This is a genomic window from Streptomyces sparsus, assembly GCF_054776295.1.
This window is the reverse complement of record NZ_BAAHCA010000611.1, coordinates 1-1,729: the sequence shown is the minus strand read 5'-3', so window position 1 is coordinate 1,729 and position 1,729 is coordinate 1. Positions and strand designations below refer to the sequence as shown.

Sequence of the window (1,729 nt, the reverse complement as noted above, 5' to 3'; positions counted from 1 at the left end):
CAGCCGTCAGCCGTCAGCCGTCAGCCGTCAGCCGTCAGCCGTCAGCCGTCAGCCGTCAGCCGTCGGTCCGTGCACGTCAGGCGTCGGTGTCGGGCTGTGTGTCCGCGTCCGCCTTCGTGGCCGTGCCGGATGCCGTGGCCGCGTCGGGCGTCGTGGGGTGCGGGCGGCGGCGGAACAGCAGATCGTGCACGGTGTGGCCCTTGCGCAGGCCCTGCCCCTCGAACCGGGTCATCGGACGGAAGTCGGGACGCGGCGCGAAACCGCCGTCCGGCCGGGTGTTCTCGAACGCCGGGTGCGCGCTCAGCACCTCCAGCATGCGCTCGGCGTACGGTTCCCAGTCGGTCGCGCAGTGCACGATCGCGCCGGGCGCCAACCGGGTGGCCGCCACGTCCAGGAACTCGGGCTGGATGATGCGCCGCTTGTGGTGACGGGCCTTCGGCCACGGGTCGGGGAAGAAGACCCGCAGCCCGGCGAGCGAGTCGGGGGCCAGCATCTCGCGCAGCAGGATGACGGCGTCACCGTTGGCGACCCGTACGTTGTCCAGCCCCCGCAACTCCGCGAGCCGCATCAGGCTGCCCTGCCCCGGCGTGTGCACGTCGACCGCGAGAATGCCGGTGCCGGGGTCGTCGGCGGCCATCTGCACGGTCGCCTCACCCATGCCGAATCCGACCTCGACCACCACGGGCGAACCGGGCGGCAGGGTGTCGAACACCTCGTCGAGGTCCAGCACCCGCCTGCCGTCCACGTCCAGCCCCCAGGACGGCCAGAGGCGGAGCAGCGCCTCGCGCTGCGCCTGCGTGACGCGGCTGCGGCGCGGCTGGAAGCTGCGGATACGACGATGGTGGTGCGCTCCGGCGGGATCGGCCGTCGGGCCGGTACCGGGCGCGAACATGGGGGTTCTCTCGGACACAATGCTGTCGATTCTACGGGGACGGCGGTGCCCCCGTGGCCGCGGTGACGCTCCCCGGCGGCAGCTAGGGGGACGCAGCGGGCAGCGCCTTCGCCGGCTGCGCCTACAGGCCGCGCAGCACCCGCTCCGCCACCTCCCGCCCGATGGGCAGCGCGGCCGTCGCCGCCGGAGAGGGCGCGTTGAGCACGTGCACGGTGTGCGGGGCCTCGGTGATGAGGAAGTCGTCCACCAGCGTGCCGTCGCGCAGCACCGCCTGGGCGCGTACCCCGGCGGGCGCCGGGCGGAGGTCGCTCTCGGTGACCTCCGGCAGCAGCCGCTGGACGGCGGAGGTGAAGGCCCGCAGGGACAACGACCGGTGCACCTCCCCTGCGCCGTAGCGCCAGTGCCGCCCCGCGACGCGCCAGGATCCTGGCCAGGACAGCGTGCCGGCCAGCTCGGCCGCGTTCACGGTGCGGCGGTCGTAGCCCTCCCGGGCCGTCGCCGGGACCGCGTTCGGGCCGACGTGCACCTCGCCGTCCACACCGCGGGTGAGGTGCACACCCAGGAAGGGGAACGCCGGGTCGGGCACCGGATAGACCAGTCCGCGCACCAGCGACGCCCGGTGCGGGGCCAGCACGTGGTACTCGCCACGGAACGGCACGATCCGGGCGGACGGGCGGTCACCGCTGAGTCGGGCCACCTCGTCGCAGTGCAGGCCCGCACAGTTGGCCAGCGCGTCGGCCCGCACCACCGTGCCGTCCGCGATGCGGACCGCGACCCCCAGCCCCTCACGGCGGTCGACAGCCGTCACCCGGCTGCCGTAGCGGACCTCCGCGCCCG

General features: G+C 74.4%; 2 protein-coding genes. Both read right to left on the bottom strand.

Going from position 1 to position 1,729, the window contains the following annotated elements:
• Positions 1–76 precede the first annotated feature (76 nt).
• Entirely contained in the window at positions 77–892 is an 816-nt protein-coding gene (gene trmB / locus ACYVE9_RS21030) for a tRNA (guanosine(46)-N7)-methyltransferase TrmB (protein WP_461029448.1), read from the bottom strand.
• Positions 893–1,013: 121 nt separating this feature from the next.
• Positions 1,014–1,729: L-2-hydroxyglutarate oxidase (gene lhgO, locus ACYVE9_RS21025; protein ID WP_461029446.1), on the bottom strand; the 716-nt coding region annotated here is incomplete at its 5' end.

What these genes read in the sequence shown, in the direction of transcription:
- trmB (WP_461029448.1), bottom strand. Translation starts at nt 892, where the DNA reads ATGTTCGCGCCCGGTACCGGCCCGACGGCCGATCCCGCCGGAGCGCAC.